General features: G+C 34.4%; 22 protein-coding genes. 15 read left to right on the top strand and 7 right to left on the bottom strand.

What is annotated here, in order from left to right:
• Positions 1–260: 260 nt before the first annotated feature.
• Together QUH73_RS19775 and QUH73_RS19770 are read right to left on the bottom strand one after the other, a co-directional pair.
• The gene (locus QUH73_RS19775; RefSeq protein ID WP_289532176.1) at positions 261–2,477 is read right to left on the bottom strand and encodes a sodium-translocating pyrophosphatase; all 2,217 of its coding nucleotides are present in this window, start codon (positions 2,475–2,477) and stop codon (positions 261–263) included.
• Positions 2,478–2,504: 27 nt separating this feature from the next.
• Positions 2,505–3,281: a hypothetical protein gene (locus tag QUH73_RS19770; protein WP_289532175.1), complete on the bottom strand. Its 777-nt coding sequence runs from the start codon at positions 3,279–3,281 to the stop codon at positions 2,505–2,507.
• Between the two features lie 523 nt (positions 3,282–3,804).
• Between QUH73_RS19770 and QUH73_RS19765 the strand changes: the two genes are divergently transcribed.
• From QUH73_RS19765 to QUH73_RS19705, 13 genes are all read left to right on the top strand, one after another.
• A complete protein-coding gene (locus tag QUH73_RS19765) occupies positions 3,805–4,032 on the top strand; it encodes a hypothetical protein (RefSeq protein WP_289532174.1) in 228 nt (75 codons plus the stop codon).
• Between the two features lie 129 nt (positions 4,033–4,161).
• Positions 4,162–4,632, top strand: a complete 471-nt coding sequence (locus QUH73_RS19760; protein ID WP_289532173.1) for a hypothetical protein — start codon at positions 4,162–4,164, stop codon at positions 4,630–4,632.
• 292 nt (positions 4,633–4,924) lie between these two features.
• Positions 4,925–6,316 carry an ice-binding family protein gene (locus QUH73_RS19755; RefSeq protein ID WP_289532172.1) on the top strand — a complete coding sequence of 464 codons (1,392 nt, stop codon included), beginning with the start codon at positions 4,925–4,927 and terminating at the stop codon, positions 6,314–6,316.
• A gap of 194 nt (positions 6,317–6,510) precedes the next feature.
• Complete coding sequence (locus tag QUH73_RS19750; protein ID WP_289532171.1) at positions 6,511–7,092, top strand: helix-turn-helix domain-containing protein; 582 nt, start codon at positions 6,511–6,513, stop codon at positions 7,090–7,092.
• Positions 7,093–7,134: 42 nt separating this feature from the next.
• Positions 7,135–9,861, top strand: coding sequence for a PAS domain S-box protein (locus tag QUH73_RS19745; RefSeq protein ID WP_289532170.1), 2,727 nt, complete (start codon positions 7,135–7,137; stop codon positions 9,859–9,861).
• Positions 9,858–10,310 carry a response regulator gene (locus QUH73_RS19740; RefSeq protein ID WP_289532169.1) on the top strand — a complete coding sequence of 151 codons (453 nt, stop codon included), beginning with the start codon at positions 9,858–9,860 and terminating at the stop codon, positions 10,308–10,310. Before QUH73_RS19745 ends, QUH73_RS19740 begins: the two co-directional genes overlap by 4 nt.
• A 345-nt stretch (positions 10,311–10,655) precedes the next feature.
• Positions 10,656–10,844, top strand: a complete 189-nt coding sequence (locus QUH73_RS19735; RefSeq protein ID WP_289532168.1) for a hypothetical protein — start codon at positions 10,656–10,658, stop codon at positions 10,842–10,844.
• Between the two features lie 429 nt (positions 10,845–11,273).
• Positions 11,274–12,008: an ice-binding family protein gene (locus QUH73_RS19730; protein ID WP_289532167.1), complete on the top strand. Its 735-nt coding sequence runs from the start codon at positions 11,274–11,276 to the stop codon at positions 12,006–12,008.
• 347 nt (positions 12,009–12,355) lie between these two features.
• Positions 12,356–13,234, top strand: a complete 879-nt coding sequence (locus QUH73_RS19725; protein ID WP_289532166.1) for a hypothetical protein — start codon at positions 12,356–12,358, stop codon at positions 13,232–13,234.
• A gap of 193 nt (positions 13,235–13,427) precedes the next feature.
• On the top strand, positions 13,428–13,946 hold the full coding sequence (locus tag QUH73_RS19720; protein ID WP_289532165.1) for an OmpA family protein: 519 nt from the start codon (positions 13,428–13,430) through the stop codon (positions 13,944–13,946).
• 7 nt (positions 13,947–13,953) lie between these two features.
• The gene (locus QUH73_RS19715) at positions 13,954–15,198 is read left to right on the top strand and encodes a hypothetical protein (protein WP_289532164.1); all 1,245 of its coding nucleotides are present in this window, start codon (positions 13,954–13,956) and stop codon (positions 15,196–15,198) included.
• A 174-nt stretch (positions 15,199–15,372) separates the two neighbouring features.
• Complete coding sequence (locus QUH73_RS19710) at positions 15,373–15,876, top strand: hypothetical protein (RefSeq protein ID WP_289532163.1); 504 nt, start codon at positions 15,373–15,375, stop codon at positions 15,874–15,876.
• A 175-nt stretch (positions 15,877–16,051) separates the two neighbouring features.
• Positions 16,052–16,624 (top strand): hypothetical protein, encoded by a 573-nt coding sequence (locus QUH73_RS19705; RefSeq protein ID WP_289532162.1) that lies wholly within the window; start codon positions 16,052–16,054, stop codon positions 16,622–16,624.
• 490 nt (positions 16,625–17,114) lie between these two features.
• Here the strand turns inward: QUH73_RS19705 and QUH73_RS19700 are convergent, their stop codons facing one another.
• Positions 17,115–17,558 (bottom strand): hypothetical protein, encoded by a 444-nt coding sequence (locus QUH73_RS19700; RefSeq protein ID WP_289532161.1) that lies wholly within the window; start codon positions 17,556–17,558, stop codon positions 17,115–17,117.
• 168 nt (positions 17,559–17,726) lie between these two features.
• Complete coding sequence (locus QUH73_RS19695) at positions 17,727–18,188, bottom strand: hypothetical protein (RefSeq protein WP_289532160.1); 462 nt, start codon at positions 18,186–18,188, stop codon at positions 17,727–17,729.
• Between the two features lie 937 nt (positions 18,189–19,125).
• Here QUH73_RS19695 and QUH73_RS19690 point away from each other — a divergent pair.
• Together QUH73_RS19690 and QUH73_RS19685 are read left to right on the top strand one after the other, a co-directional pair.
• Entirely contained in the window at positions 19,126–19,971 is an 846-nt protein-coding gene (locus QUH73_RS19690; RefSeq protein ID WP_289532159.1) for a metallophosphoesterase family protein, read from the top strand.
• A gap of 295 nt (positions 19,972–20,266) precedes the next feature.
• On the top strand, positions 20,267–21,010 hold the full coding sequence (locus QUH73_RS19685) for a haloacid dehalogenase-like hydrolase (protein WP_289532158.1): 744 nt from the start codon (positions 20,267–20,269) through the stop codon (positions 21,008–21,010).
• Positions 21,011–21,108: 98 nt separating this feature from the next.
• On the opposite strand, the gene QUH73_RS19680 is transcribed toward QUH73_RS19685, so the two are convergent.
• The 3 genes from QUH73_RS19680 to QUH73_RS19670 are packed head-to-tail and all read right to left on the bottom strand — an operon-like array spanning position 21,109 to position 23,685.
• Entirely contained in the window at positions 21,109–21,747 is a 639-nt protein-coding gene (locus QUH73_RS19680) for a CDP-alcohol phosphatidyltransferase family protein (RefSeq protein WP_289532157.1), read from the bottom strand.
• A gap of 1 nt (position 21,748) precedes the next feature.
• Complete coding sequence (locus tag QUH73_RS19675) at positions 21,749–22,855, bottom strand: pyridoxal phosphate-dependent aminotransferase (RefSeq protein ID WP_289532156.1); 1,107 nt, start codon at positions 22,853–22,855, stop codon at positions 21,749–21,751.
• Between the two features lie 11 nt (positions 22,856–22,866).
• Positions 22,867–23,685, bottom strand: a complete 819-nt coding sequence (locus tag QUH73_RS19670; protein ID WP_289532155.1) for a phosphocholine cytidylyltransferase family protein — start codon at positions 23,683–23,685, stop codon at positions 22,867–22,869.
• Positions 23,686–24,346: the final 661 nt, after the last annotated feature.

Genomic DNA, 24,346 nt, shown 5'->3' with positions numbered 1-24,346 from the left:
ATAGAGTTTACTTTTAATTAGTTGTTTGTCAGACATTTAATTTAGTAAATTCTATCGCTTTTTCAAAGAAATAACAATGATTTGTTTGACCTATTTACCTATAAAACAACACTTTAATAATCGAACTCAGGTTATTAGCTAAAAAACCGTCAATTGCTTTGTATTTATTTTTGTTTGCTCCCAAACGTAAGAATGGGGTTAAACAAATTGTTCAACCCCATTCAATATCTAATTTAAATCTTACTTCAATAAAATTTATTTTATAGTAAACTATATGCAACGGTTACTCCAGACATTACTATGGCAACCATACTCATCAATTTAATTAATATATTAAGACTTGGACCTGAAGTATCTTTGAAAGGATCACCTACAGTGTCGCCAATTACGGTTGCTTTATGAGCGGCAGAACCTTTACCTCCTAAATGTCCGGCTTCAACATATTTTTTAGCATTATCCCAGGCACCCCCTGAATTAGCCATAAACACTGCCAAAACAAAACCTGCACCTAAACCACCAACCAGTAAGCCCATGGTACCGGCAACTCCAAATATCAATCCTACGGCAATAGGAACAGTAATTGCCAAAATTGAAGGCAACATCATTTCTTTTTGAGCTCCTTTGGTCGAAATAGCAACACAATTCGCATAATCAGGTTCATTTTTTCCTGTTAAAATACCTGGTATTTCCCGAAATTGTCTTCTTACTTCGTCCACCATTTTTCCTGCAGCCCGGCCAACTGCATTCATGGTTAGTCCACAAAATACAAATGCCATCATTGAACCTATAAAAATTCCAATTAATACAGTTGGATTCATCAAGTTCACTTTAAAAAAGTTCATAAAATCCGTTAGCCCTATTGAACTGACTTCATTTGCAGAAAATACAACCTTTCCATTAGGAAAAGAATAATTTTCAGCAGTTTGAAGCAAACGAATAATTCCAATTTTAAGTTCTTCGATATAGGATGCCAATAATGCCAAAGCCGTTAAAGCAGCCGAACCAATAGCAAAACCTTTACCTGTTGCTGCTGTAGTATTTCCCAAGGAATCAAGAGCATCAGTACGCTTTCTAACTTCAGGTCCGAGCTCGCACATTTCAGCATTTCCACCCGCATTATCAGCAATAGGGCCATAAGCATCAGTGGCTAAGGTAATTCCTAAAGTGGAAAGCATTCCTACTGCAGCAATACCAATACCATATAAGCCAATACTCATATTATTCACATCAAATTCAGATGCAAATAAAAATGAAAATATTATACCTGCAACCACAGCCATAACAGGAATTGCTGTAGAAATCATTCCCATTCCCAATCCGGAAATAATTACCGTAGCCGCGCCGGTATTAGAACTTTCTGCAATTTTCTGTGTAGGTCTGTACTCTTCGGATGTGTAATATTCAGTTGCCCGTCCAATGATGATTCCCGTAATCAATCCGGTAACGATGGCACCCCATATTCCCCAAATATTATCAATCTCAAGAACATAAAGTATAATCCATGAGAATACAATGATTAATACTGAGCTTATATTGGTTCCTCTTGATAAAGCCTTTAGTAATTGTCTTTGAGTTGCGCCCTCTTTGGCTTTAACCATATAAATTCCGATAATTGAAAGAATAATTCCCACCGCAGCAATCAGCATAGGAGCCAATATTGCTTTCATTTGAGAATCGGCATCTTTCATATAGGCGGCAGCACCCAGAGCCGCTGTAGCCAATATTGAACCACAGTATGATTCATATAAATCGGCTCCCATACCAGCAACATCGCCCACATTATCGCCTACATTATCGGCAATTGTTGCAGGATTTCGCGGATCGTCTTCGGGGATACCTGCTTCAACTTTTCCGACAAGATCACCACCTACATCGGCTGCTTTTGTAAAAATTCCACCACCTACTCTGGCAAATAAAGCCTGTGCTGATGCTCCCATACCAAATGTCAGCATGGTAGTAGTAATAATCATCATCTTTTCTGCCACGGTTGGCTCATCAACAAAGTAATTAAGAGCAACAAACCATGCCGATATATCAAAAAGTCCAAGCCCCACTACTACGAGTCCCATAACTGCTCCACTTCTGAAAGCTATTTGAAGAGCCATGTTTAGAGAAGTTCGGGCTGCATTTGCTGTTCGGGCCGAAGCATAAGTTGCCGTTTTCATTCCAAAAAAACCAGCCAATGCTGAAAAAAAACCTCCTGTTAAAAAAGCTCCGGGAACCCATTCGTTTTGTAAATTAAAACCATATGCCAATACCGAAAACAGAACCACTATAATCAGGAAAAAGATACCTACTACTTTATATTGCTGCTTTAAGTATGCCATTGCTCCTTTTCGAACGTGGGAAGCTACTTTTATCATTTTATCGGTACCTTCACTTTCTTTCATTACCTGTTTAAAAAAGTAAAAGGCAAACCCTAAAGCGATTAGAGAACTGAATGGAATAAACCAAAAAATATTATCTATGTTTTGCATTATTTTAAAAATTTTTGTTTGTTTTTCTTAATTAAATCCGATTGATTTAGCTGATCTCCACCATGCATAATTCTTATCATTCAACTCTTCTTCTGAAGGGAAAGGATAATAAACCATTTCATTATTGTCACCAATAAAAAAACCATTCTTAATTGTTCTAAAAAGAAGATCTCTTGAAAAGAAACGCATAATAGTTTTTTGAATTTTACCAGGCTCATTATTAAGAATCTTCATACAATCCCGTAGATGATCTAAATTTGCATAGGGTAGATTATGTGCCGGCGAATTTTCAAAATCATCTGCCAATCCATTCAATTGCAATTCTACAAATGCCAGTTTAGGAAGATTAATTTTTTCTGTTCCTCTTGTCATATAATCTATGAATTGCAAGGGAGCCAATTTACTAATAATCCTTGGTGTAACCGGGCAAAGTTCCTGATACAAGTGTGCACTGGATTTAATATCACCAGAATAATCTCCTTTTTTAATTTCCATTGTTCGTCCATCATCCGTTGTCAGATATAAACTTTTTAAAGCTGAAACGGGAATGCTTTCCAATACACGGTAAATAGAAAGATAAACGGAGCTTTTTGGTCGTCCCTTTTCCTGAGGAATGCATCTTTCGTTTATGTAGTCCATTGGAAGAATATCCTGGATCGCATTACTGTCAACCTCAAGAAAAATAACCTGACCATGCGTGCGTTTTTGGGTACCAACCGCCATATAGCTTCCAAATTCTTCAGGTGAAAGCATAGAAGCAATTAAAGCTTCGGGCGTTAAATTCAAATAAATTTTTGGTTTCATTATTTAATTTGGTTTTAGGGTAAAAACAATATGTAACACTTTATCCGAATAAAAATAAAGAGCCTTTTATTACGAATTAAATATATTCTCAGGATTTTGGGTAATAACAACATCAGAGCACATAAATACTCTTCCTGATTTTATCATTTTTTGAATTTACTAGTCTTTTTCACCTGACTATGGCTAAGAAAGACAAGAACAATATGTTTAAATAGATACACAAATATATAAGAATAATTCAGAAATTATTCTAATAGTCAAGAGTTAATTACTTGTTGTAAATGTGTGAATGATGTAATATTTAAATAAAGTTGTGTAAGCTGTTTTGAATCGAAACTGCTCATCTTTGTTTTGTAAAATAATTACTTGTACAAAGTAACAGAAATAAATACAATAAGGAATTTGCTCTGTACAAGCCCCGACTCACCTACCGTAAATAGACTATTGCCTGTTTCGGGTAGAATACAGCTGGAGCTGTTCATATTCTATTTGCCGCAGCAATAATTACTAATCATTTAAAAACATGAATAAAAATAACATAAAAAAAACCGGATTAATTATTCTGACAATTGGAGTTATTATGACCATTTTCACAACCTTCAGTTTCTTTACCAAAGAAAATGTACTTGACATAGGTGATGTTCAAATAACAAGAGATCAACAACATAAAGTAAAATGGCCACCTTTTATTGGACTAACAGTAATTGGACTGGGTGGTATTGTACTCATCCTGGCTATCAGGAAAAAATAGTTTAAAATTCAACTGATATCATTACCAACTGGTCTGGATTTAAAATAATCACAGATGGAGTCTGAAAACCATTTCAAACGAGGCGTAACCGAAAAGCCAAACGAGTAGGAATTAATTAATTTAAATATCATGAAAAAAATTATTGTGACTTTATTGATTCTATTCTGTGTTTCTTCAGTCAATTTTGCACAAGATTACAACACAGGAATCGGTCTGAGGGCAGGATATTCAAACGGCTTAACAATAAAGCATTTCATTAGTAATAAAACGGCTCTTGAGGGTATTCTTTCTTCAAGATGGCAAGGCGTTGAACTAACAGGCCTTTATGAAATTCAAAATAGGATTGCCAATGCTGAAAGGTTGAATTGGTATTTTGGATTCGGTGGTCATGTTGGAATCTGGGATGGTGATCATGCAGATTGGGGAACTCGTGGAGAAAGCTATACTGTTGTAGGACTTGATGGTATCATTGGATTGGAATATAACTTTACTGAAATACCAATTAACATTGGCATCGACTGGAAGCCCACTTTGAATATTTTTGGATACAGTGGTTTTTGGGGTGACGGCGGCGCACTTTCTATACGTTATATATTTTAAATGCAACGCAAATTGGATCCAAAACGTGCTGCGAACGTGCCTTCTTGAGTAGGCTGAAGCCTGTAAATTATCGTCGTTCAATAAATTCATGAAAGTAGTTCCGGCCTTTGCAGGAATGAATATCTGTATGAAAAACGACTTTCGGGCACTTTTACTTATTTCTTTCTCCTATTTAAGAGCGTATATCTACTAGATGTGTGAATGATGTAAATCAATAGCATTCTTGTGTAACATTTCAGGGTATTAATGTATTTACCTTTGTTTCGTTACAAATATTAATTAAAACTATTCTATGAAATTAAAAAATCTATTATCAACCCTCGCGATGGGAGCGGTTGTTTTGATGTTGGGTTGTTCAAAAGACGACGATACCGATTTAAATCTTGCACCAACAATAATTTCTTCCAATCCGACAAACAATGCTGTCGACGTAGTTCTTAATAAAATAATTGCTGTTACATTTAATGAGGCAATGAATCCGTTAACAATCAATACCTCAACATTTATAGTAATGCAAGGAACAAATGCTGTTTCCGGTGTTGTAGATTATTCAGAATCCACAGCAACATTCAATCCAACCAATACTTTATCTGCTGAAACTATTTATACGGCCACCATAACAACCGGAGCAGAAGACTTAGCAGGCAAAGCACTTGCTGCTGATAAAGTATGGAGTTTTACAACCGGCCTTTTACCAGATGATATATCGCCGGAGATAACTTTAACAGATCCGGTAAACAATGCAGAGGACTTACTTCGCAGCAAAATAATTACTGCAGAATTCAGTGAAGAAATGGATCCCTTAACAATCAACACTGCAACATTTATAGTAATGCAGGGAACAAACACAGTTTCGGGTGTTGTGGATTATTCAGGAACAATAGCAACTTTTACACCAACTAACAGCTTAATCGCTGCTGCTGTTTATACTGCAACCCTAACTACCGAAGCAAAAGATTTAGCTGGTAATGCCCTTGCGGCTGATAAAGTATGGAGTTTTACAACAGAAGCTGCATCAGCTGGCCTAGCTGTAGTTGATCTTGGAACCGCAGGTAATTATGCAATTCTTGCTAAAACCGCAATCAATAACAATCCTACTTCCAATATTACAGGAGATTTGGGCTTAAGTCCTGCTGCCACATCTTACGTTACAGGACTTTCCTTAACCGATTTTACAGGATATGCAACATCGGCTCAAGTTACAGGCAAAATTTTTGCTGCCGATATGGCAGCTCCAACAGCAATTAATTTAACTACGTCTGTTGAAAATATGATTACAGCTTATAACGATGCTTCCGGTCGGCCTACTCCTGATTTTCTTGAGTTGGGAACTGGAAATTTAGGAGGTAAAACACTTGTTCCAGGCTTATATAAATGGACAAGTACTGTTACATTGCCTTCTGATGTTACTATTTCGGGTGGAGCTAACGACGTTTGGATTTTTCAGATTTCAGGTGATCTTAATATGAGTGCTGCAGTAAATGTTACGCTTGAAGGAGGAGCCCAAGCTAAAAATATTTTTTGGCAGGTAGCCGGAGAAGCAACTTTTGGAGCAACATCTCATTTTGAAGGTATTATTTTATCGATGACAGGTATTACTTTTCAAACAGGAGCATCTTTTAATGGAAGAGCTTTAGCACAAACTGCTGTAATTCTTGATGGTAATGTAATTACAGCGCCATAGCAGATTATTATAACTAGATTTGAAAGAGGTAGTCTAATAAAGGCTGCCTCTTTTCTTAATTCATAAAAGCCCTTTTAAAAAATATATTTTGAGAAAATGTAATGAAAAGTGTGTGAATGATGTAACTTATATGAAAAGTTGTGTAAAACGTTATAATATAAAAACGACCATCTTTGTAAAGATTTATAAAAAACATGAAATTATATATCAAGTACATGGTAAGTAACCGTTGTAAAGCCGCGGTTAAAGAAGAGTTGAGAAAACTTCGGTTGCATTTCATTGTAGTAGATTTGGGCGAAGTTGAGATCATGGAAAATATTTCTGTGGAACAAAGAGAACAACTGCAAAAAGCATTACTCATCACAGGACTTGAATTAATGGATGACAAGAGAGCTATATTGATTGAAAAAATAAAAACGGTAATTATTGAAATGATCCATCATACGGATGAAATAATCAAAACAAACTTTTCTGATTTTTTAAGTGAGAAATTAAATCACGATTATACTTATCTCGCTAATTTATTTTCAGAAGTACAAGGAACTACTATCGAGAAATTTATTATTTCTCATAAAATTGAACGGATAAAAGAATTAATTATTTATGATGAATTAACCATTACAGAAATTGCATGGAAAATGAATTATAGCAGTGTAGCTCATTTATCTAATCAGTTTAAAAAAGTTACAGGCCTTTCCCCTTCTCATTTTAAACAATTGAAGAATAAAAGACGAAGACCTATTGAAGAAATTGGAAACATGCCCGATAGTATTTAACCAACATAACTTACTTTTTCAATAGCCTCACAAAAAAATAAGATGGAAACAACAAAAAGTAAACCCGATAGATATAGAGATCAATACGCAAGAAGTTTGATAGAAGCCAGTTTAGATCCACTTGTTACTATCAGTGCTGAAGGTAAGATAACAGACGTAAACGAGGCATTAATAAAAGTTACCGGCATTTCACGTGAAGAACTAATAAATACTAATTTCTCAAATTATTTTACTGAACCCAAAAAAGCACAGGAAGGTTATCTTCAGGCTTTTGAAAAAGGTTTTGTCGCCGATTATCCCTTAACTATAAAGCATAAAAACGGGAATTTAACAGATGTATCGTACAATGCTTCCGTTTATAAAGATGATAAAGGAAATGTTCTCGGCATTTTTGCTGCTGCGCGCGATGTTACAAATCAAAAATGGGTAATCGAGTTAAGAAAAGCCAATAAAGAGCTTGCTTCTCAGAATGAAGTGAAAGAAAAACGAGCTGCTGAGTTAATCATTGCCAATAAAGAACTTGCTTTTCAAAACGATGAGAAAGAAAAACGTGCGGCTGAATTGGTCATTGCCAACGAAGAACTTGCTTTTCAAAACATTGAAAAGGAAAAGCGGGCTCAAGAATTAAGCATTGCCAATAAAGAGCTTGCGTTCCAAAATAATGAGAAAGAAAAACGTGCCGCTGAACTAGTCATTGCCAACAAGGAACTTGCTTTTCAAAATAAAGTAAAAGAAAAACAGAAAATTGTAACTAAAGAACTTGAAGCATTCAACGATGAAATTGAATCAGATTCTCAGTATACACTTAGTCTTATCGAAGCAAGTCTTGATCCTTTGGTTACTATCAATACCGAAGGCAAGATAACCGATATGAATGAGGCTTTGACAAAAATTACAGGGCTGACACGTGAAGACCTTACAGATACAGATTTTCTTGATTATTTTACCGAACCACAAAAGGCACGTGAAGTTTATCAGGAAGTTTTCGCGAAAGGATCTGTTGCCGATTCACCACTTACCATACGCCATAAAAACAGAAAACTAACAGACGTATTATTCAATGGATCAGTTTACAAAGATAAAGAAGGAAATGTAGACGGAGTAGTAATTGTTGCACGTGATGTTACTGAACAAAAAAGAATTGCCACAGAACTTACAGAAGCTATTATATTTGCCGAGATGGCCACATTTATAGCTGAGGAAGCGAAAAGTAAAGCAGAAAAAGCTACACACATTGCCGAAGATGCTGTGAAAGCAAAACAACTGTTTTTATCCAATATGAGTCATGAAATCCGCACTCCTATGAATGCGATTATAGGATTTACAAAAGTACTGCTTAAAACTAACTTGTCTGAAAAACAACAAGAATATTTAAAAGCCATAAAAATGAGTGGCGATGCATTAATAGTACTTATAAATGACATACTCGATTTAGCAAAAGTAGATGCAGGTAAAATGACCTTTGAGCAAATACCTTTCAAAATGTCTCTATCCATTCCGGCAATGCTCCATCTGTTTGAAATCAAAATTCAAGAGAAGAATTTAAAATTAGTAAAAGACTACGACACTAAAATTCCTGATGTGCTGGTTGGCGATCCGGTTAGGCTGCACCAGATTATTTCAAATCTGTTAAGTAATGCTGTAAAATTTACTTCAAAAGGAAAAATTACATTCAGTATTCGAATAATCGATGAAGATAAAAAGAAAGTAACCATTGAATTTGCAGTTTCGGATACCGGGATTGGAATACCTGAAAATAAAATAGAAAAGATTTTTGAGAATTTTCAGCAGGGATCCAGCGGCACATCACGTTTGTTTGGAGGAACAGGCTTAGGTCTTGCCATTGTTAAGCAATTGGTAGAAGCTCAGGGGGGAAAAATTCATGTAACAAGCAAAATTAATGAAGGTTCTACTTTTTGCTTTACATTAAGTTTTCAGAAAACAAGTGCTAAAGCAAATTTTGAGCCGGAAACAGCTGAATTAGAAGATGATATTGTAAATATAAAAGTATTGGTGGTTGAAGATATGCCTCTTAACCAATTACTAATGAAAACCCTACTTGATGATTTTGGATTTGAATGCGATATTGCTGCGAATGGAAAAATAGCCATCGAAAATATGCAAACCAATTCGTACGATATTATATTGATGGACTTGCAAATGCCGGAAATGAATGGATTTGAAGCGACTGAATATATTCGAAATAAACTGAATTCCACCATCCCTATTATTGCTTTAACGGCGGATGTTACTACTGTTGATTTGGCAAAATGTAAATCTGTTGGAATGAACGATTACATTGCAAAACCTGTAGATGAGAGACTATTGTATGGCAAAATGGTTGGCCTGATAAAAAAGAATGCCAATAGCATAGAACCTGAAAAAAAGAGATTGGCTTCTAATGAAAATGATAAATGTACTGACTTAGATTATTTAAATCGAAGGACAAAATCGAATCCAATACTAATGATGGATATGATTTCGCTTTATCTGGAACAAACTCCAGCTTTAATTACTACAATGAAACAAGGTCTGAAAAATAAAGATTGGAAATCACTGTACAAAGCGGTTCATAAAATGATTCCATCATTTTCGATAATGGGTATTAATACCGATTTCGAAGATATGGCGAAGAAAGTACAGGAATATGCCAGCACTCAAGAACAATCTGAAGGAATTGCTGAAATGGTTGTACAACTTGAAAATGTTTGTATACAAGCATGTGAAGAATTAAAAGAAGAGTTTAATACAATTAAAAACACAAAATGATAAGTAACAATACGAAATCAGATAGCAATAAAATCAAAATTTTTCTGGTTGATGATGATGCTTTGTATCTAAAATCGTTGGAAATTGATTTTCTTCAACATGCTGATTTTACCATTGAAACATTTGCAACAGGCGAAATTTGTTTAGATAATTTATCCCACAAGCCTGATGTTATCATTTTAGACTATCATCTTGACGGCATTAATGAAAACGCGATAAACGGAATAGAAACATTGGATAAAATTAAATCTTTCAATCCGGACATTCCTGTTGTAATGCTATCATCTCAGGATAAAATTGATGTCGCTATCAACTGTATGCATCACAAAGCTACTGATTATGTGGTGAAAAGCGAAACTGCCTTTATGCGTTTACAAAAAATTATTACATCTATTTTTTCGTACAAAAAAATGGAAAAAGAATTGAGTTGGTATATGGATAGAATGTAATCCTGCTTATTGAAACATCTGTTGTTAATTACAATAGATCGTTAGATATTAGATTGATTTACAATATACTTATTTTAAAAACTTACATTGAGACACTCTTCACGTAAATCACTCTAAAAATCAAATCCTTACAGAAGCTCAGCAACCTGTTGTAATAATAAGTACTTACTTCTGCGTTCGCCGGCAATTATCATGTAATCGCTCTACTAAAAGTTCTATACTGTATTCAGAATTTGAATAAGTGTGAATGATGTAACTTATCCTCAAAGTTATGTAAGGCTTTCCTCGAACAATAAACCCATTTTTGTATATGAATATTCAATGATACAAAACAATTAAAATATAATGACACATGCATCAGAATTACATAGAAACTGGAAAGAGCAAAAAGTTAAACTAAAACAAAAATTTGCTGTACTTATAAACAATGATTTATTGTTTGAAGAAGATAAAAAAGAAGCATTGCTGGAAAGACTTCAAATTAAGCTAGGCAAATCAAAAGAAGAAGTGCAAAATATTATCGAATCGCTGTAATCTCAATTATTTTAAGTGAAATACCCTCCGACTCCTTCCGTACATCTGTCGGAACAGGGTGACTGTCAGACTGAGTCTCAACAATTCAAGAAAGCCTTTTATTCCTTAAACAACATTGAATTATATATACTGATTTTTTGCAGAACATGTGAACAATGTAACTTTTATTAAAAGTTGTATAACACTCTCCACAGCTAATGATCTTAGCTTTGTTTTGTGATATTTCACCCATTACAATCTAATATGCAACGTCCATAACAGGCAATTATGACACACAAGGGGACGAATATTCCAGCATAGTAAGTTCCATATGGCAATTAAAAACAAATTATAAACAGATGAACGTCCATAGTATAAAGCTTTCTACACACAGGAGAATGAGTGTAATTTGGGAGTTCCATCTGACCATAAAATAAAAATTATAAACAGATGAAAATAAAAAATCTATTACCAGCTTTTGCAATAGCATCAGTTGCTTTAATGGCCGGTTGCAGCAATGATGATAATGATTCAAACCTAATAACTATTCCAGTTCAAACAACAGTTCAAACAACAATTTCACTTGATGGTGCATCTAACTTTGCCATTCTTGCAGGTTCAGAAGTTACCAACACGGGAGCAACAGTTATTACTGGTGATATTGGATTAAGTCCCGGCACTTCAATAGGAGGATTTCCTCCAGGAATTTTGAACGGAACACAACATATTAATGATGCAATAGCTAATCAGGCTAAACTTGATATAGTCGATGCATATGATGATGCTGCCGCAAGAACATGTACCGATGTAGTAACATTGTCAGGAAATATTGGCGGACTTACACTTACTCCCGGACTTTATTTTTCAACTTCATCCTTAGCTATTTCGTCAGGCGATCTTACTTTTGATGCACAGGGAGATGGCGGTGCCGTATTTATAGTACAAATAGCATCAACATTTACCACAACATCAGGGCGTAAAGTTATTCTTAGCGGAGGAGCATTGGCATCCAATATTTTTTGGAATGTGGGTAGTTCTGCAACTTTCGGAACTACATCTGTAATGAAAGGAACCGTTTTAGCTACTGAGTCAATAACCTTCAACACAGGAGCATCACTTGATGGCCGGGCATTAACAAGAGTTGGCGGGGTTACTTTGGAAGGCAACACGATTGTAAAACAGTAAGCGTTTACAGAATACTTAAACGAGCAGCCTCAAAAAGGCGGCTCGTTTTTTATGAGTTTAAGTAATAACTCTAAAATGCAACTGAATAAGATATCAGCTGATCATTTTATTCGAAGCAATGGCTTCATGATTTAGAAATATTACATCTAAAAATGTGTGAATGATGTAACTTATTGCCATAGTTATGCAACAACCTCTGCTTCAATCATAAGTACCTTTAATTAGGTAAAATTAACTTGCCGTTTTAAAAAAAAATATCATGAAACATCCATGTATAAAGCTTTCTACACACAGGGAAATGATTATATGGTAAGTTCCATCTGACAAAAACTTAAAATTATAAACAGATGAAAAAAACTTTTATAAATGTCAACAGTCAATCTATGGCGGGTAATCTGAAAATACTTCTTTTCATCATTACCTTAGGATTCTTTAGCTTGGGAGCATCGGCAAATCCTAAACTGGCATCAAGACAGCAAATTGGTATGTTTAAAAACTCTACTCTTTGTGTGGTACTTGAAAATGGTACCATTACCTATAATATTCTTATTAAAGAAGCTATTGAAAAATACTGGAAATCTACCGACTTTGTATTTATTAGTCAAGAAGAGTTTAATCAGCGTCACTTTGATTCTAAATATTCTTTTTTAGTACTCATGAAAGGTGTTTTTGACAATGACCCGGATGGGGTGAGCTATAATTACCTTAGCCTTGTATTGGGCGATAAATCAACCGACCTGACCAATATGCCTGAATTGTGCAGTTTTCCTATTTCGTACAGTGATGACAATACAATGGATTTTGGATATGTAATCCCCGCAATGGTTAAATTCATGCAGAAACATGCTTTAAATCTTGAATCACACCGTTTCATGATATCACTGAGAGGGTTAAAATATTACAATGGTTCATCAAGCTTTAAAGATAAGGTTTTGTTACTAAACAAAAACATGATGGCTTTAGACGCCGATTCGCCGGAGAAAATAAAATCGACATATCCCTATTGTGTGAAATTTCTCGATGGCGATGAAATTCAAAAAGAAATAGAATCCGATCCTTCCAAGACCATATTTAATTTTCATGTTGGTCCAACAAAGGAAGACGGTGCGGGAAAATGTTTTGAAATGATTTTTGATACATACGGAAACCTGTATTATTATAATTCACGCAAAATAACCAATGAAAACAAGGATGGTTTTAACCTGAAGGATTTCAGAAAACTATAAAGAAACCAATTAAACAACTGTATCTTGCAAACACAGTAGTAAATCCTTGTGAATGGGTGTTCTCCCTCATCCCCTGCTCTTCTAATCTTAATACGATGAAACGACCCTGTAAAAAGTGTTACACACAGGAGAATGAGTGCAATTTGGAAGTTTCATACAGCAAATGAAAACAAACATTTAAAAAATTAAAACTATGAGAATCCTGATAATTGGAATTTTTTCATTTATTGCCTGGTCAACATTATCAACATACGTTTACGTTTGCAATGTTAAGGGACTGTGTGATGAACCGGTTACTGCGATAATTAGTGAAGTTAACAACGACACCATTGTTAATGAAACAATACAAGAACCGTTGAAACAGCAAGCCGTTGTGCCAAAAGACCTAACAATCTACTTTGAATTTGATAATTCAGAATTTAGTTCAAGTCGCATCGCAGAAAAATATTTTGAGGAATCAAATGCCTATTTAAATCAAAATATACAAGCAAGTTTAGAAATTACAGGACATACCGATGCCATAGGTACCAATATCTATAATGATGCTCTAGGTTATCGAAGAGCACAAAGCATACAGCGTTATTTTAAAACTAAAGGTATGATTGGCGATAAGATTACTATTCTGTCAAAAGGTGAGAGTGAATCTGCCGATAACAATAACACAAAAGATGGAAGAGCAAATAACAGGAGAGCAGTAATAACTATTAAATAATAAAAACATGAACTATTTACAAATACTCTTACTACAATCGAAAATGACAGCAAGCTTTGAAATCATTGCAATGTTGTTGGGAGCTGCTATCATTGGATCTGTAACAGCATGGTTTTATGCAAAATCAGTTAACAATAAGCGAATAGAAGAATTAGAGTCGGAAATAAATAAAAACAAAAAAGAAGCCGAAAAGATTAAAAAAGAAAAAAACAATCTGCAAAAAACCTTTGCTGAAAAATACACTAAAATAGAACAAGTCACAAAGGAGGGCAAAACACTTAAGTCACAAAATTCAGCGGCGGTTAACGACACGACGGAGACAAAGCTAAAGAACAAAATAACAGAACAATTGCTTGCCAAAGAGCATGAAGCGTTGCCTAACCTTAGGCAGGGTATGCATTTACTGGATTATAATAGTTTTGGAACCGCAACCGGGGACGAAAAAGACGATCTGAAAATGATTAGTGGTATTGGACCTTTTATTGAGGAAAGACTGAATGCCTTAGATATTTATACCTTCAGACAGATCAGTAAATTTACTGCAAAGGACATTGAAATAATTGATGATGCTATTGAGTGTTTTGCTGGTCGGATTGAAAGAGATGAATGGATTGCCCAGGCTTCAGAACTGATACATGATGAAGAAAAACAAAATGAACTTCTGCAGCAAATAAGAGCAAAAAAATCACTTATTTATTATGACCGAATTGGTATTGCCAACAAGGAAGAGGCTGATGATTTAACTGAAATAAGCGGAATTGGGGGTTGGATTAATAAGAAATTAAATGCACTTGATATTTATACCTTTAAACAAATAAGCAATTTTAACAATGAAGATGTTGAGATAGTTACGGATGCTATTGAATTCTTTCCAGGCAGAATTGAAAGGGATGAATGGATACAGCAGGCCAGAGAACTTATTCGGATTGAAATCAGTAAGTCGGAGCACCTTCAGCGCATCAGCGTTATGAAGAATAGAATTTATTACGACCGGTTAGGTATTGCTCACAAACACCATGCTAATAACTTAACCCTGATTAAAGGCATAAGTAACTGGGTTGAAGAAAGTCTCAATGCGCTCGAAATATATACGTTTACACAAATCAGTAAGCTTACAACAGAAGATATAGTTATTATATCTGATATTTTAGAAATCTCCCCAGATCGAATTAATCAGGATCATTGGGTTGAACAGGCTCTTGAACTTACAAAAGCCAGTCAAAAAAAGATTGCTGATAATGTTATTGATTAATAATAACAACTTGATTTTTAAATACTGACTGTCGGGATGTAAACTCCCGGCAAGTTTAGTGTTTCAACCTGCATTGTTCATCCAATTTGATAAAGTTGAGAACAAATGTGGATTACTTGATTTACGGACATTCATACTCAGAAAGTCAGGTATCATATCATTAAAATTCAAAAAATGAAAATGAAATTAATCAAGCTAATTACACTTATTTATTTGTCAATTGCAGTATATTCCTGTCATAACAAGAATATCAAAAAAGAAGATTCGGTCAACAAAACTGAAGTCAGGAATCAAACAACTGATAAACCCATAAGTATAAAAACAGAGGAAAATTTGCCGCCAATAGAATTGGCAGTAAAAGAAATACTGACAACTTCTCCACGCTATATGAAATTAACAAAGGGTTTGCTGGAAAAAGTAGTGAAAAATGGAGGCTTATACTATGGCGTTTTTCTGGAAAGAAGTCCTCAAGGACGAAAAAAAAGCAACTATTCTAAAACATATGACTTTACAATTTATGAAATGTATAAAGAAAGGCAATTAAACACTTCCAGCTTTTCTTTCAATCCTGAGAATAAGCAGTTATTTGAGTATGATATTGCAAATGATAGTCTGGTGCCAATAGAATTCGACAGAACTTTACTACTCAAGTATGATTCCCTGAACAAATCTCAATGAGTCTGCTCCTAAAATGATTTTTTGCCAAATTAGAAACAAAGAATTTTTTAACCGTAGTTATAAAAGTACAAGTAGCTGCAGCAGATAAAATGTTGCTGTGATTGCCTGCTGTTTTGATATAAACAGCAAAGAACAAACTACTAGTTGTTAATGATATAATCTAACAGATTTAAATATGGAAGCAATATATTTCAAAAGAAATCTACTGATAATAAGCATCTTGCTGGGCATGGCAAGTTGTAATACTCTTCAGTTAAATAAATCCGAAAAGCTTATTCCTAAGGATAATTTACGCTATAACACAAAATTTACAGGAGCTAATTCGAATAACATTACAAGCTATGAGTGTGAAAATTTTGCAGTAAATGCCCTAAATAATTATTCGGTTGCATCCATAAGGCAGGAATATAAATTTTTAAAATGCACTCAGGAACCTAAAGTAAATATACATAACCCGGCTATCATCGATACAATATATACTTTCTCAGACAATAAAAATATAATACAGGTTTACAGGGCACAGAACAAAGATTTCATTTTTATTCTTGATGTAACCAACCCTAAATTTAATCTTACAGGAGATGTTAAACCAGGCATGTCAAAAGATGCTTTTAGCCGAAAATTCAATATAACCGAAGCAATTGATGAAAAGCTGCAGATAACCAGTATCAATGGCAATACCACATACTTATTCTATTTTAAACGAAACAAACTAAAACGAATAAGCACTAATTTATATCTCGATTAAAATAGCGTAAAAACGAATAACTCCAATAGATCCGGTACAAAGTACGCACAAGTCTGGGAAATTCTGAAATCCTTAAGACTCTTAATTGGGATATCACTTTCAATCCTATGATTTCGCTTAATAAAAATACGCTTAAAGACCTGGAAACTATCATTATATCTGTCAATGGGTATCAGCAATAGTGACATTTAACAGGAAATTTGTAATCCTGAGCTCTCTTCAGGCACCATCGCCGGTATTCCCGGTACAGCAATTTCGAGCTTCTTCCGAAGATCAGAAAAATCATCTGCACGAGCAATTCAATCAAAAATCCGGATGGCAAAATCAGAAAGTACACCATAGAAATACTCATTCAGGCTATTACTATATTTGAAGAAAGGGCCAGACTTAACTAAAGTCTGACCCTGTAAATTTCACTTATATATATTGAGGAATAATGTTTCGTATCCTTACAGCCTAAATTACACCTTAATAAAACGCAAGCACATAGCTACTTAGACTTAGTCACAAAACTCTTTAAAGCTGCACCTAATTCTTCCAGGTCATAATTTAGCTTGTGTTTAAACGAGTCCCAATTTTCAGTTCCTTTTGTATTGTATTCCTCAATCTTTTTTTTTATTCTATCTTTCATTACTTCCAATTCAACCATTGTTTCTTCGTGCTTTGATTTTATATTTTCGCCGTTAAAAACCGATGAGGAACCGGAATTATCATCCAAATTATTCTGAGTTTCTTTTTTCTTATTCTCTATTTTAGTAATAATTTGATCCAAAGCCACATTTAGTTTTTTCTTGGCTGTTTTCACCTCTTTTTTGGCAAGTTTAAACCTATCCTTCGCCTCATTAAATTCTTTTTCTAATAGTTCACAATTAGATAAATCTGAGCTATGGGCAAATCCTTCTACAGTTATATGTCGTAAGATATTTTTGTTCATGATGATATCGTTTCATTAAAGAGTAATTACATAATTATTTACTTTTAAAAATACTATTGAATGGATTAAACTTTTAAGATTGTTTATTAAACGATAAAAAACATGAATTTGGTTTTTTATCGTTTAATAAACAGTTGTTGCAAATTCAACCTTTACTAATTAAACTAATCAATGTGTATTCTTTACAGTCAAATCTTTAAAAGCTTTGCCCAATTTATCCATATCACGGTTAAATTCAACTTTGAAAGATTGCCATTTGTTTTGACCATCATCTTTAAGATCAGCTAACTTCTTTTTTAAATCACTGTTTTTATTCTCTAATAAAGCCAGTTTTTTTTCATAGTCCTCTTTTACTTCTTTTTTCTCTTTCGCTATTCTTGCTTTGAATTCAGTAATGGTTTTTTCATGGGCAGTAATTTTCTCTTCAGCTTCTTTTTTGAATTGCTGATAATCACTAACTGAATCTTGTTTGGCATCGTACAAGTTAGTTTTTGAATCCGTTAAATCCTCTTTCGCTTCCTGTACTTTTTCTTTTGCATTTTCCACTTTTTTTGCTGATGATTGACAACTGGCAAATAATGCTGCAGTCATAAATAGCGTACTTCCTAAAATTAAAATTGATTTTTTCATAATTATTATTTTTATTGATTAATTTTTTACTTAAAAAAGATAAAAATTGCAAATATGGGGCGAAAGAGTACTTCAAACTCTCTACCCGGAACTATCTCTACCTTCTTTATTTTTTTATATTATTTTCAATTATAATAGTAATTCTACCCAATTGCCGGATATAAAGAGTTTAGCTAAAGTCCGCTATTAATTTTACCTAACTTAATTTGCAGTTTGCCGTACATTTCCGTTGCTTGTCTTCATTAAACATTTGGTCATTTTCAGTAAGGAATGCGTATTTATTTTTGAGCATATCTTTTATTCATGACTTTGGATTTTAGATGTTGCAACCGGTAATACAATAATGAATAAAATATTACCCTACAAAGGTTAGCCTATTACTAAAAAAAAGCATTACACATTTCTGTATTTCAGTTACATAATTCACACATTTTAATCAATTAAAATGTATTTAGCTGTAAACTTAATCCCGTAAATTATGGTGGAAAAAATCCTGCAGTCATCAAAAAACAGATAACTAAATGACTGATTTTTAACTCTATCAACAAAATATTGACAAAATACCCGCTTACTAACAGTCGTAAACGCTGCACATCATTCTGATAAAAAAAGAAACGTATTACTTTACAGACAAGTAAATTATCTGAAATCATAAAATACCTGCAAGCCAACTAATAATTTCCCTTTTTCAGAGTTTAAGCAATTAAAATCTTTTACCAGGTAATATTGATTACTTTTAGAGAATAAGACTTTACTATTGCAGAGAACAAATGAGGGTGTCCAAAAAGTATTGTTCTATTGTCATTCTGAGCCTGTCGAAGAATCTTTCACTTTGAAAAACAGATGTTTCGACTTCGCTCAACATGACAATCCAATACAAAATATTCCTTTTTGGACACCCTAATTTTTATTAATCAATTCTAACACGGAATTACACATGAATATTTTACACATATCAGATCTGCATTTTGGACCAAGGCACTGGGATGGAAATGATCAGCTTTTACTCGAAAAAATCAATTCTTTTGATGCCGATATTGTGATTAATACCGGCGACAATACAACTGATGGCCTGGAAAGTGAATATGCTCAGGCAGGAAACTTTCTAAAAGAAATTAGGTGTGAAAATATTATCTCTACCCTTGGTAATCATGATAAACGAAACATGCGCTCTCATGAGCTATTCCATGAATATATTGATGATTCCAAGATAATTACCATTTCAAAAAAGATTAAAACAAGTAAGAAACACCTTTTTCTAAACCTGGAAATAACAAAGTTGAATGATCATTTTACCGATATCAATTTTGTTAAATCTATTGAAATTAAAGGGAAAAAGGTTTTAGTGATCAGTATCGATTCGAATGAATTATACAATGATGACGGATACGTTGAAGAAAAGGTATTAAATGCTGTTACTAAATCAATTAAACAGGAAAAATATGACATTCCTTTGCTTCTTACCCATTATTCTGTTTTAGGTACCGACGAGTGTCCTCTAAAGAATTCGGCGACCCTGATCGACTTTGTTCAAAAGCATAAAATCAAACACGTATTTTGCGGTCATACCCACGAACTGGAACTGATGCGTACCAACGATCTCTACTATGGCCATCAATTTGATCAGTATATGTGCGGTACACTCTCTTCCCGAAATCATCCCAAGGACGATAACATGTTTTTATACTATGAAAATTTGGGTACCAATGATATGCATTTGTATGTGATACGAGTATTTCCTCATGGGGATATACTGAATTTCAAAGAAGAAAAAGTCTTTTAATGAAATTGATAAAGAATAGGATGCCAAACTAATATTTAGAATCACTACTGTCCGACTAAATAATGAGCATGCATCACAAAGAACTCTTTTCACTTGTTTTTACACTGTATCGCCACCTACGGGGCTCTTTTTGTTGATTGTCTGTCAGTTGCCATATTCCCGCTCCCATGGAGCTGTTCAAAATCCCTTAGGGATGTTAATATGGTAGTAGTCAATTAGTATCAAAATAAGAAGTGCTGTAAGCACGAAAGAAAATAATACAATGGCAAATTTATCCGCTTAGTAATGATTTAGAATGATGATATCTGTAAAAAATAACATACCCAAACCTGTTCTTGAAAAGATCAAAGAATTGTGCTTAGTTAACAATCAATATGCTGCATTTGATTTAGACAATACTTTACTTCACGGCGATATCGGTGAAGCCGTTTTTGCACTGCTCGTAAAGAGAAAATACATTCTAAACTTTGGTTGGAAGGATTACCTTGATTTGATTAAAGCTGATCGGGAAAAAGCCTATTTTAAAGTAATAGAGGTCATGAATAATCTTGAAATTTCTGTAGTGGAAAATATTACCACTGAAATGATTCATACCGATGCTATTGCTATTGAATTGGAAGGCTATAAGATTCCTATTCCAAAACCAAATGCTATAATGCAATCCATCCTAACACTTCTTAAAACTTCAGGCATTGCAGTTAAAGTTGTTACTGCAAGCAATCAAATTTCTGCTGAAATAATTTGTTGGGAATATTTTAACATCCCTGTCAGTGATATTTTTGGAGCAAGGGTTGATACAAACGAGAACAAAAGAATCAATACAAAATTTAATGATGTTCCGTATGGAAAGCATAAAGTGAAGGTGTTACAAAGAGAGTTTAAAGATCAACCTGTTATTACAGGAGGAGATGCAACCTGGGACCGGTTTTTACTTGCTTACACCACACAAAACGGAATTCGGCTTTGGACAGGAGATCCTGGAGAATATGAAATACTAAAAGAAAAATATTTCAAAGATTTGGCGTTTTACCAAATCTAAATAACATCAACCAATAACACCCATCAAAAAAAGACAGAGGTTTGCTGCCAGTCATGAATTCTGATTTCAGATCTGTTTGTACTTTACAATCTGTATCACTAAACCCGATCAAACAACATCCATCCAAACACAATTGTCATCGCCACAACATAAGCAACTAAGGCATACACCCATTTTCCTGCAAATTTGGGTGTTGGTATTGAAGATAAATTTAATGCTGATAAAATTAGTAAGATGATATAAATAAGTATCGAAAAAGTAGAATGCTGAAAGAAATTTTCGAATAAAAAGACAAACGCAAGAATAAGTACATTGTTATCGAGTGCCAGTCCCTTATAGGTTTTGCTGTCGATAAGACCATAAATATTAAAATAGCTTAAACGGATGGCACTGGTTGCAATAATTACAAATGCACCGGGTATAAACCATATATTGTAATGTCCATAGCTTAAAAGTAATATTGCAGGAAAAACGCCAAAACTTACAATGTCTATCATAGAGTCGAGTTGGGCTCCAAATACAGCTTGTTCTTTTGTTCTTCCTTTCATTTTACGGGCTATAATTCCATCATACCAATCGAATAATACAGCCCATAATATTCCAATAATGGATGCCTGAAAATTGCCGTTTATCGCAAAATAAATTGCCAATACAGCACTCAACAATCCTAAAAGAGAACAGATATTTGGTAAATCTTTGGCAAACGTAAGCATGCCGATTTGTTTTTTTTCGCTCATCTTAATTACTCTTTACATACATTACCTCTTTCAACGCTTCAATAAGTTTAGCGTTTTCTTCGGGGGTACGACTAGCAATCCGAATGTATCGGTCTGCATCAGGCTGAGTTTTTCCAACACTATCTTTTATATAAATATTGTGCTCAATAAAAAGACGCTTTGTCACTTCAGGTCCACTTAAAGCTGTTTCCGGCAAACGACAATAAATATAATTTGCATCGGGCTTAAAAACAGTCATCCCGTCAATTGCACACAGCTTTTTGTAAAAAACGTCTCGATCTGCTTTAACTATTTTGCAGCTGTCCTCAAATTCCTGTTTGTATTGAGGTAGTATTCGGAGAAATTCCTCAGCAAAGCCATTAATATTCCAGATGTGAATTCCATTTCGGACTGCCTGAGCAAAATCAGCATTAGCCGTTAATAAATATCCTATTCGCAGTCCACATATTCCATAAGCTTTACTCATGCTTTTCAGAATGGCCATATTTGGATATTTGGCAATGTCCTGCTCCAGGCTTATCTGCTCTTTGCTGTCGGCAAAATCAAGAAACGATTCATCAACAATAAGCATACAATTGCTGGGTTTAAGCTTTTCTGCCAATCGAATTAAATCAGCTTTGGGCACTACCATCGAAGTAGGATTATTCGGTGTAACTACAACAGCCATATCAGAACCAACTTTAATCGCTTCGTCGGCAAATTTATCTATGTCGAGCTGAAAAGAAGGAAACTCAAGTGGAAATTCAACAGCTCGTCCTTCCGGTGCCGCATTAGCATATTCATTAAACGAAGGTACAGGAACAATTATTTTTTTTGCCAGACTTCCCGAGAGAATCTTTATTATCTCTGCCGCCCCATTTCCTACTACGATTCTTTGGGTTGGTTGCTGTATAATATTCCCTATCAATTCGGCCAGTGCATTTTGTGCCATTGGGTAGTTCAGTACTAAATCTTCGATATTATCTTTCAGATGCGAAAAGACCTCTTTAGGCGGAAAATAAAGATTATAAAGATATGCGTGATCCGTAAAATCATGACGATAATATCCGCCGTGTTGTTTTGATATATATTCGTATTTCTCGCTTTGAGTTGTATATTTCTTTTCCATTCTCTAATCTGTTATAAATTACTGCAAAAATGCAAAGCACTTTCTTTTTTGAGCACAGCCAGCTTTTTCATTTTTATTGGGAAAAGTTTTTCTGCTTCAGCTAAATCGTTAATAGTATCAATCTCGTACCATGGCTTATGGTCAAATGAAACAGCCTCAAATTTTAAGCTCTTATCGCTAACCATCTCAGAAAAAACAGTTTCGTAATAACAGTTAACACTACCTTCCGAAATATATTGATTCAGCCTTTTAATAATTCCTTTCCACGACAAAAGCGAAAAGCTATATATATTAACGGTTTTATGACGAATATCTGAATAGGCATCTGTTGTGCCCTTCTGGAACTGAGTAACTTGATTGGTTTTGCTGACCGAAACAGTAGTTCCATCGAGCCATGGCTGCATTTCAGCAACTGCCATTTTATCGGGGAAAACCATTTCATCAAGCAATGATGTGTTGAGCACCAAATCACTTTCAAATAGAACAAAAGGTTCATTTATTATAGCACGGGCCATCCATAAAGAGTAAATATTATTGGTGGTTCTGTACAAAGGGCTGTGAATATACTCAATAACTAAATCATCTGATTTATTGCCAAGAAATTCCATGATACACTCTTTTTGATAGCCTGTAACAATTACCAGACGTTTAAATCCCTGTTTTTTTAAATTATTTACAAGTCTTTCCAGAATTGACATTTCATTAACAAGGGTAAGGCATTTGGGTGAGCTTTTTGTCAAGGGATAAAGACGACTACCGGTTCCTGCAGCAAGAAGTAATGCTGTAGTAATCCGATTGTCACCAAGATAATTGTCTGAATTGATATTCATTATTTATTCAATTGGTGTCATCAAAAAAAAACGTAAACGCTCGACTAAAAGCATATAGGCGTACTAATTTTTAGTACTCTGATGAATAGATTGGCTACTAATAACTCAACTATAAATGTGAAATCTGCTAATGTGATGATTTTTGCCCGAAGAGCTCATTAACAAAGATGATAGAAAAGGATTGATACTAAAAAATTAGTAATCCGCTCGCAAAGGTACTCTAATATATTAGGATAACTAATTACACAAAGATTCGCTTTCCTACGCAAGAGTTTGAGTAGAAACAGAAACACCCCCTCTGTTCTTCGAACATCTCCACTTAAAATGGGAGAATCGTTCACAAACAGAATCTTCCCTTCTTGAGGATATCTGTAACGCAATTTGAAAATAATATTGTGAACAAAGTGCCGACAGGCGAAAGGGTGCCCCATAAAATTACAGCCCGGCAAATGAGGAGTTGGGTTGGAAAAACAGTGAGTACTCCCGACGAAACGTTTCTTTCGGCATGGAAATGGCAAAAAAAGCTGTAAGAACTTAAATCCGTATTGAAATTTTAATGGAGCACTACAAAGAGTGAATCTTTTATCCCTTCTTTTTTTATTTTAGGCCGGCCTTGCTGCATCCCACTATTTTTGCAACAATAAAGAGATTGAACAGTAGG

Source organism: Labilibaculum sp. K2S (genome assembly GCF_030372765.1).
Classification (GTDB): Bacteria; Bacteroidota; Bacteroidia; order Bacteroidales; family Marinifilaceae; genus Labilibaculum.
Note: the sequence above shows the minus strand (reverse complement) of the source record. Positions and strands in the feature narration are given on the sequence as shown.

Coding starts and splice junctions, on each gene's coding strand:
- QUH73_RS19775 (WP_289532176.1), bottom strand. CDS start 2,477: ATGCAAAACATAGATAATATTTTTTGGTTTATTCCATTCAGTTCTCTA.
- QUH73_RS19770 (WP_289532175.1), bottom strand. CDS start 3,281: ATGAAACCAAAAATTTATTTGAATTTAACGCCCGAAGCTTTAATTGCT.
- QUH73_RS19765 (WP_289532174.1), top strand. CDS start 3,805: ATGAATAAAAATAACATAAAAAAAACCGGATTAATTATTCTGACAATT.
- QUH73_RS19760 (WP_289532173.1), top strand. CDS start 4,162: ATGAAAAAAATTATTGTGACTTTATTGATTCTATTCTGTGTTTCTTCA.
- QUH73_RS19755 (WP_289532172.1), top strand. CDS start 4,925: ATGAAATTAAAAAATCTATTATCAACCCTCGCGATGGGAGCGGTTGTT.
- QUH73_RS19750 (WP_289532171.1), top strand. CDS start 6,511: ATGAAATTATATATCAAGTACATGGTAAGTAACCGTTGTAAAGCCGCG.
- QUH73_RS19745 (WP_289532170.1), top strand. CDS start 7,135: ATGGAAACAACAAAAAGTAAACCCGATAGATATAGAGATCAATACGCA.
- QUH73_RS19740 (WP_289532169.1), top strand. CDS start 9,858: ATGATAAGTAACAATACGAAATCAGATAGCAATAAAATCAAAATTTTT.
- QUH73_RS19735 (WP_289532168.1), top strand. CDS start 10,656: ATGACACATGCATCAGAATTACATAGAAACTGGAAAGAGCAAAAAGTT.
- QUH73_RS19730 (WP_289532167.1), top strand. CDS start 11,274: ATGAAAATAAAAAATCTATTACCAGCTTTTGCAATAGCATCAGTTGCT.
- QUH73_RS19725 (WP_289532166.1), top strand. CDS start 12,356: ATGAAAAAAACTTTTATAAATGTCAACAGTCAATCTATGGCGGGTAAT.
- QUH73_RS19720 (WP_289532165.1), top strand. CDS start 13,428: ATGAGAATCCTGATAATTGGAATTTTTTCATTTATTGCCTGGTCAACA.
- QUH73_RS19715 (WP_289532164.1), top strand. CDS start 13,954: ATGAACTATTTACAAATACTCTTACTACAATCGAAAATGACAGCAAGC.
- QUH73_RS19710 (WP_289532163.1), top strand. CDS start 15,373: ATGAAAATGAAATTAATCAAGCTAATTACACTTATTTATTTGTCAATT.
- QUH73_RS19705 (WP_289532162.1), top strand. CDS start 16,052: ATGGAAGCAATATATTTCAAAAGAAATCTACTGATAATAAGCATCTTG.
- QUH73_RS19700 (WP_289532161.1), bottom strand. CDS start 17,558: ATGAACAAAAATATCTTACGACATATAACTGTAGAAGGATTTGCCCAT.
- QUH73_RS19695 (WP_289532160.1), bottom strand. CDS start 18,188: ATGAAAAAATCAATTTTAATTTTAGGAAGTACGCTATTTATGACTGCA.
- QUH73_RS19690 (WP_289532159.1), top strand. CDS start 19,126: ATGAATATTTTACACATATCAGATCTGCATTTTGGACCAAGGCACTGG.
- QUH73_RS19685 (WP_289532158.1), top strand. CDS start 20,267: ATGATGATATCTGTAAAAAATAACATACCCAAACCTGTTCTTGAAAAG.
- QUH73_RS19680 (WP_289532157.1), bottom strand. CDS start 21,747: ATGAGCGAAAAAAAACAAATCGGCATGCTTACGTTTGCCAAAGATTTA.
- QUH73_RS19675 (WP_289532156.1), bottom strand. CDS start 22,855: ATGGAAAAGAAATATACAACTCAAAGCGAGAAATACGAATATATATCA.
- QUH73_RS19670 (WP_289532155.1), bottom strand. CDS start 23,685: ATGAATATCAATTCAGACAATTATCTTGGTGACAATCGGATTACTACA.